This window comes from Kitasatospora purpeofusca (genome assembly GCF_034043715.1).
Classification (GTDB): Bacteria; Actinomycetota; Actinomycetes; order Streptomycetales; family Streptomycetaceae; genus Kitasatospora; species Kitasatospora purpeofusca_A.
Genome location: NZ_JAXCLC010000092.1, coordinates 22,353 through 28,971 on the forward strand (window position 1 = coordinate 22,353; position 6,619 = coordinate 28,971).

Annotated in this window: 6 protein-coding genes; 2 read left to right on the top strand and 4 right to left on the bottom strand. The window is 75.2% G+C overall.

The features are described from left to right. The first annotated feature begins 22 nt into the window (after positions 1-22). Positions 23-508: a nuclear transport factor 2 family protein gene (locus tag SM793_RS32675; protein ID WP_320441953.1), complete on the top strand. Its 486-nt coding sequence runs from the start codon at positions 23-25 to the stop codon at positions 506-508. Positions 509-620: 112 nt separating this feature from the next. After that, complete coding sequence (locus SM793_RS32680; protein WP_320441954.1) at positions 621-1,313, top strand: 4'-phosphopantetheinyl transferase family protein; 693 nt, start codon at positions 621-623, stop codon at positions 1,311-1,313. Positions 1,314-1,339: 26 nt separating this feature from the next. On the opposite strand, the gene SM793_RS32685 is transcribed toward SM793_RS32680, so the two are convergent. The 4 genes from SM793_RS32685 to SM793_RS32700 all read right to left on the bottom strand — a co-directional run. Continuing rightward, positions 1,340-1,678 (bottom strand): hypothetical protein, encoded by a 339-nt coding sequence (locus SM793_RS32685; RefSeq protein WP_320441955.1) that lies wholly within the window; start codon positions 1,676-1,678, stop codon positions 1,340-1,342. Positions 1,679-1,764: 86 nt separating this feature from the next. Further along, a complete protein-coding gene (locus SM793_RS32690) occupies positions 1,765-2,748 on the bottom strand; it encodes a TauD/TfdA family dioxygenase (RefSeq protein WP_320441956.1) in 984 nt (327 codons plus the stop codon). 15 nt (positions 2,749-2,763) lie between these two features. Continuing rightward, positions 2,764-3,660, bottom strand: coding sequence for a thioesterase II family protein (locus tag SM793_RS32695; protein WP_320441957.1), 897 nt, complete (start codon positions 3,658-3,660; stop codon positions 2,764-2,766). Next, a partial coding sequence (locus SM793_RS32700) for a serine hydrolase domain-containing protein (RefSeq protein ID WP_320441958.1) occupies positions 3,657-6,619 on the bottom strand: 2,963 nt, incomplete at its 5' end. The genes SM793_RS32700 and SM793_RS32695, both read right to left, overlap by 4 nt.

The following is a 6,619-nucleotide window of genomic DNA, read 5'->3' on the forward strand; positions in this document are numbered from 1 at the left end:
TTCTACGACCAGAGGTGGAAACGTGTACCACGCCATCGTCCGGCGCAACCTCCGTAACTCCTTCGCCGACGTCAACCGCGGCAACTACGGGGCCATCGTGCGCCAGTTCACCCCCGACGCGGAGCACTGGTTCTCCGGTGCGCACGCGCTGTCCGGCGGTCGCGACACCGCCGAGCAGATCCAGCGGTGGTACGACCGGCTGGCGGAGGTCATGCCCGACCTGCGCTTCGAGCTGAAGAAGGTCGTCGCCAAGGGCTGGCCCTGGGACACCGTGGCCTTCGCCGAGTGGGTCGACCACCTGACCGACCGCGAGGGCAACCGCTACTCGAACCAGGGCGTGCACGTGGTCCGGATCAAGTGGGGCAAGATCACCGAGCTGCACATCTACTGCGACACCGAACTGCTGGAGTCGGTGCTGGACAAGCTGGGCGAGCAGGGCGTCGGCGAGGCCGTCGCCACGCCGGTCGGCAGCCCCGGCCCGTTCCGCGAGGCGCGCGTCGGCAGGTGACGCGCGCGGGTGCGCCGACGCGGGCGGTCCGGTGACACCGGGCCGCCCGCCGTCGGTCCGGGGTGGGGCGTGGCGGTCCGGGGCGGGCCGGGGTGTGGCGGAAGGGGGAGGGATGAACGCGCGGGACCCGGGGGCGGTCGAGCTGTGGCTGCTCGAAGCCGCCGCCGTAGCGGTGGGACCGGCCGAGCTGGACGGCCTCGACGCGGAGGAGCACCGGCGGGCCGGGCGCTTCGTCCGGGACGCCGACCGGGCCGTCTATCTGGCCGCGCACGTCGCGCTCCGGCACGTCCTCGGCCGGCGGCTGGGGCTGGCCCCGGCGGCGCTGGCCTTCGCGCGGGAGCCGTGCCCCGGCTGCGCCGAACCGCACGGGCGGCCCGGACTGGCCGGTGACGCGGCCGGAGCCCCGCACTTCTCGCTCTCCCACGGCGGCGGCCGGGTGCTGATCGGCCTCGCCGAGGCCCCCGTCGGCGTGGACGTGGAGCCGCTGCCCAAGACCGACAGCGCGGAGCTGCTCGCCACGACGCTGCACCCGGTCGAGCGGGCCGAACTCGCGGAGGTCCGGCCGGGGGAGCTCCCCGGCGCGTTCGCCCGGCTGTGGACCCGCAAGGAGGCCTACCTCAAGGGCCTCGGCATCGGACTCGGCCGCCCGCCCGCCGCCGACTACCTCGGCACCGCCGAGCCCGCGCGCCGTCCGGCCGGCTGGGCCGTCACCGATGTGCCGGCGGGGCCCCGGCACGCCGCCGCGGTGGCGCTGGCCGGGGGCGGCGCGGCGGTGGCGTTCCGCCTGCGGCACAGCCTGGGCTGACGCCCGTGGGCGCACCGGGGGCGTGCTCAGCAGTCGGGGCCGTGGGCGTCGGGGCCGCGGGTGTCCGGGCCGCGGGTGTCCGGGCCGAGGAGCAGGTCCTCGGTGCCGGGGGCGAGCGAGGCGCTGAGGCCGGCCAGGCGGGCGGTGGGGTGGTGGACGCGCAGGTAGGCGTTGCAGAGGGCGCGGGCGGTCGACTCGGACTCGGCGAGGGTCGGGAGCGCGAGGAAGAGCACGACGTCGGCCGAGGTGGCGCGGCCGTCGACGTAGACGTGCTCCACGCCGGTCGGGCGGGGGAGGGCGCGCCGGAGTTCGGCGGCGTCGGGGGTGCCGTCAGGGAAGTCGAGCCGGGCCAGGATGAGATGCATAGGGATTCCGGCCGGGGGTCGGTCACGGTGCCGACCGGCCCCCGACGATAGGGATCAACAGGTATGAGGATAAACGGAACTGACGCTCAGTCGAGCACGTAGCCGTTGTCCGGACGGTCGGCCCGGCTGCGGCGGTTGTCCAGGTGCACGAAAGTGCGGTGCAGCCAGCGGTCCCGGCCGTCGTAGCGCGGCTCGAACGACGTCCGGCCGTGCACGGAGAGCCGGTTGTCGACGAAGGCCATCTCCCCCGGCTGGAGCACCAGCATCGCGCCGACGTCCAGCAGCGCGTCGCGCAGCACCTCCAGGGCGGCGCGGCCGTTCTCGTCGAGCGCGGTGGTGGCGCTGAAGTCGACCCGGATGTCCGGGTCGTCGGGGTCCCCTTCCAGTACGGCGTGCTGCGGGGTGGCGTCACCGGCGGAGAACGACGGCGGCGGCTCGGTGACGAAGCGCGACGTGCGGAGCACCGCGGCCACCTCGTCCGGGACCAGCAGCAGCGCCCGCCGGATCGAGGAGACCAGCGTCCCGGCGGTGCCGGTGTGGTCGTTGCGCAGGCACAGCAGACTGACGTAGTCCGGGCGGCGGGGGTGGAACGCGTTCTCGACGTGCAGCTCGAGGAGGGTCGACCCGGCGTTGCTCTGCGACTCCTCGCGGCCAGGCACCGGGACGACGTTCTGCACCAGGGCGCCGGACTTCTCCTCGCGGTAGGCGATGACCTCGCCGAGCGCCAGGCTGACCAGCGCCGAGACGGCGGCCTGCGGCGTGGCGGCGCGCTCGACCGACTCCGGGACGGTCGGTGTCAGCCGCATGACGTCCTCGAAGACCGGCAGGTTGCGCAGGATCAGCAGCCCGTCCGGGCCCGGGTCGTGGCGGTAGTCGCGGATCTCCTCCAGGAGGCGGGCCGGCAGTCGGCAGGCGAGCTTGCGGGCGGCGTCCATCCAGGCGCGCTGGTCGATCAGACGCGGCGGCACCTGGGCGAGGGCCTCGGCGAGCCCGGCGACCTCCCGGCGCTCCTGGTCGGTCAGGGTCAGGCCGGTCGTCGCCTGGATCGGCGCCGGAAGGGCTGTGGTCATGGTGCGGTGTCCCTCTCAGTGAGTCTGTGCGGACTGGGCTGCGGACTGGGGCGCGGACTGGGCTGCGGACTGGGCTGCGGACTGGGGCGCGGACTGGGTCGCCCCGTGCTGCAGGGTCGTTCGGAACCGGAGGTCGGACCGCAGGTGGCCGGTGACGCGGCCCAGCAGTTCGGCCTCCAGGGATTCGAGGTAGAAGTGGCCGCCGGGGAAGACGTCCAGCTCGAAGGCGGACACGGTGGTCGCGGACCAGGCCCGGGCCGCCTCGACGGGGCAGACCGGGTCGTCGTCGCCGGTGCAGGCGACGACCGGGACGGCGGTGGGTGTGGTTGTGTCGGCCCGGTAGTGGGCGAGCAGGCGGAAGTCGGCGCGGATCCCGGGCATCAGCAGCTCGCGCAGGGCCGGGATCCGCAGGGCGTCGGTCGAGTCGCTGCCCAGCGCGTCGACCAGGGCGAGCAGGTCCTCGTCCGTCGCCGGGCCGAGGGCGGAGTGGTCGACGAGGTGCGGCGCCGGCGACCCCGAGACGAACAGCCGGACCGGCGGTGGCCCACCCGGATCGGCGGCCAGCCGGACCGCGACCTCGTACGCCAGCAGGGCGCCCATGCTGTGGCCGAACAGCGCCACCGGCACGTCCCGGAGCGGCGCGAGCGCGGCCGTGACCTCGTCCGCCAGCTCGGCGACACCGGCCGGGAACGGGTCCCCGATCCGGTCCTGCCGCCCCGGGTAGCAGACCGCCAGCACCTCGACGTCCTCCGGCAGGTGGCGGTGCCAGGTCCGGTAGGCGGCCGGGCTGCCGCCCGCGTGCGGGAAGCAGACCAGGCGAAGCCGGGGCGCGTCGACCCGGTGCCGGCGGCGGAACCAGCGGGCGGCGGGTGGGGGCAGAGGCGCCGGGGGGAGCGGGGCGGGCGCTGTCATGCGCCCTGCTCGCGGGCGGTCGCGCCGTCGACGGCCTGTTCGCGGGCGGTCGCCTCGGCGACGCCCTGCTCGCGGGCCGTCGCCTCGTCGATGGCCTGCTGCCAGAGCCGGCCGAGGGTGCGCTGCCCGGACCAGACGGTCGCGAGCAGGTACCGGACCAGCTCCCGCCCGCCTGCACCGTTGCTGAGCAGCACCGCACCGGTACCCGAGCGGGCTCGCAGACCGGTCATGGCCTGGTAGCCCAGTGCCTGTCCGCCGTGGCCGAACTCGAGGTCCGCGCCGGTGCCGTCCAGGATGGTGCTCCAGCCGTAGTTGCGGCCGCCCAGCGGCGTCAGCATCCGGTGGACCAGCTCCTGGCCCACCAGGCCGCCCGGCCGCCCCAGGTAGCAGCGGCGGATCTCGGCCGCGAGCCGCGCCAGGTCGCCGGCCGTCGTCCACAGCCCGCCGGCCGCCGCCTCCGGGTGGACGACGAACCCGTCCGGGACGGGCGTGCCGTCCGCGGCGTGACCGTGGGCGAAGGGCCGGCCGGCGGTGTCCGGGAACACCGGGTCGAAGGCGCTCGCCGTCATGCCCAGCGGTTCGAGCAGCCAGTGCCGGGCGAGCTCCGGGAAGGCGGTGCCGGTGGCGTCCGCCATCGCCTGCTGGAGCACGGAGAAGTTCAGCGGGTTGAGCCGGAACACCTCGCCCGGCGCGTCCGCCCGGCGCACCGGCGGGGTCTTGGCCGGCGCCCGCCCGTTCAGGACGTCGAGCAGGGTGGGGAAGGGCTCGTGGCGCGGGTAGTTGTCGTCGAGCGGCGGGTGCGGGGCGAGGCCCGACTGGTTGGACAGCAGGAGCCGGGCGGTGACCGGGCCGGTGCCGGGGCTGGGAGCACCGGTGGGGGGAGCGCCGGTGTCGGTGTCGGTGGCGCCGGTGGGTACCTGCCAGGAGGTGAGGTACTCGTTGATGTCCCGATCGAGATCGAGGACGCCCTCGGAGACCAGGCGCAGGACGAGGAAGGTGGTGACGTGCTTGCTGATCGACCCGGCCGGGAAGAGCGTGTCGGCGGTCACCGGGGTGGGGTCGTCGGCGCCGAGCACGCCGTAGGCACGGACGGAGGCCACCTCGCCGTTCTCCAGCAGCGCGATGCTCGCCCCGGGGACGGCGTGGCGGGCCATCAGCTCCAGGACCGGGTCGGTGGGCGTGGCGGCAGCCGGGCGGGAGAGGGAGAGGGGGTGGGCGGTGGTCGTCGTTGTGTGGAGGTGGGCGCTCAGCTCGGCCAGTTGCTCGTCCGCGAGCCGGTGGACGGTCGCGGCCGTGTGGACGGCGGGCCGGTACGTCCAGCGGAGGTACAGGCGGTCGTCCTGGACATGGGCGTCGACGTGGAGGAGGTGGGACCGGGAGGTCTCCGGGGCGAGGTGTCCGGGGGCGAGGACCAGGTCGTTGCCACCGGCTGTGGCCGTGGCCGGGGTCCAGCTGAAACGGACCTGGGCCGGGGGCAGCGCGGCCAGCTCGGCGGCGAGGCCGGCGTCCGGCGCGAGGTGCCGGAGCAGGCCGTAGCCGTGGACGGGCGCGGGGAGCGCCCGCAACTGGCGGGACACCGCCGCGACCGTGGCCGCCGCGTCGCGGTCCGCCGGCAGGCGCAGCGACACGGGGTGGGTGTCGGCGAGCGGGCCGACCGTCCGCGACAGCGCCGGGCCGAGGTCCGGGTCGTGACGCGGGTCGGCGAGGACGTCGATCCCGATCCGGTCGCCGCCCGCCCAACGCGCCAGTGTGCGGCCGAGGGTGGCGAGTACGGGGTGGGCGGGCCGCGGGTCGGCGAGGAGCGTGGCGGTGAGGTCGGCGGGCAGGACGGTGACGGTGGTGGCGACGTCGTTGTCGTCGGCGTTCAGGTGGTCGACGGGGAGGGCGGTGGCGGGCGGACGGGCGAGCCAGCGCTCGCCCTGGTCGAGCAGCTCGGGGGAGAGTGCCTGCTCGGCCAGTCGTCCCGCCCAGAGCTGCCACGGCGTGGCGGGCGTCGGCAGGACCGGCTCCTGCTCGCCCGAAGCAAGCTGCCGGTAGGCGGAGTCGAGGTCCTCGGCGAGCACCTCGAAGGATCCGGTGTCGGCGGCGAGCGCGTGGACGGTCAGCCACAGCTCGTCGGGCTTGCGGTCGTCGACGCGCACCAGGGTCGCCCGGACCGTACGCGCCCGGCTCGGGTCGAGCGCCGCCCGCGCCTCGTCCAGCGCGCCGGTGATCGCGGAGGCATGGCCGTCGGCGGCGGTGGCGCGCAGGTCGAGGAAGCGGAGCAGTCCGCTGGGTGCCCCGGTCAACGGTCGGAGGACGGGCGGCTGCGCCCCGGCCGCGGACACCAGGGCGGTGTGGAGAACCCGGTGGTGGCGGACGACGGAGTCCAACGCGCCTGCGAGTAGCGCCGGTTCGGCCTGAGCACTCAGGGGGAGTCGGACGGTGCAGCTCGTGTCGGCGGTGGTGAGGGCGGTGGCGAGGGCCTGGTGCTGGCTCGGGGTCAGCGGAATGTCGTCGGTGTCCGGCTCGACGGTGACCATGGTGGCCAACTCGGCCAGGGAGGTGGCCTGGAGGATCATCCAGACGGCGAGCGACAGACCTGCCTCGCGGCAGGCCGCCAGCACCTGGACGGCGCGGATGGAGTCGCCGCCGAGGGCGAAGAAGTTGTCGGTACTGCCGACGCGCGGCACCCCGAGGACCTCGGACCAGACGGCGGCGAGGCGTTCCTCCGCCGGCCCGCTCGGCGCGACGTACTCCTCGGTGGCGAAGGCGGCCAGGTCGGGGGAGGGCAGGGCGCGGTGGTCGACCTTGCCGTTGGCGGTGAGGGGGATGCTCCCGATGGTCATGACGGCGGCGGGGACCATGTAGTCCGGGAGGGAGTCGGCGAGGAAGGTGCGGATGTCGGGGGTGGTGGTGTCGGTGGTGTCGCTGGTGGTGACGAGGTAGGCGATGAGGGATTTCTCGCCGGAGCCGTGGG